Annotated in this window: 1 protein-coding gene; it reads left to right on the top strand. The window is 66.7% G+C overall.

What is annotated here, in order from left to right; genetic code table 11:
- Positions 1 to 235: 235 nt before the first annotated feature.
- The coding region (locus AB4Z02_RS19305) for a DUF3107 domain-containing protein (protein ID WP_441972996.1) at positions 236 to 381 on the top strand (146 nt) is incomplete at its 3' end.

Raw genomic sequence — 381 nt, 5'->3', positions numbered from 1 at the left:
GAGCCCCGAGTACCGCGGCCGATTCACCGTCGCCGACGGCGAGAACGGCCGCCTGCGATTCGTCGAGCCGGAGGTCGCCGACACCGGTGCCCGGCAGTGCCGGGGATCGGAAACCTCGTGTCGCCATGACCAGAACGGTACCGGCGTCCGCCGACAGAGAACGTGACGCAGCGCCGTGAGCCGAGTGTCGTAGTCTGAACTCACATCCGCCGGTCAGATTCGAAAGGCACCACACGTGGACATCCGCATCGGAATCGTCAACGCTCCTCGCGAGCTCAGCTTCGAGACGTCGCAGACGGCCGACGAGATCGCACAGCAGGTCTCGGCCGCGCTGACCAGTGGCACCGGCTTCCTCCGGCTCCAGGACGACAAGGGCAAGGT

Source organism: Pedococcus sp. 2YAF34, from assembly GCF_052114585.1.
Lineage (GTDB): Bacteria > Actinomycetota > Actinomycetes > Actinomycetales > Dermatophilaceae > Pedococcus.
The sequence above is the reverse complement of the archived record's forward strand: the minus strand, read 5'-3'. Positions and strand labels throughout refer to the sequence as shown.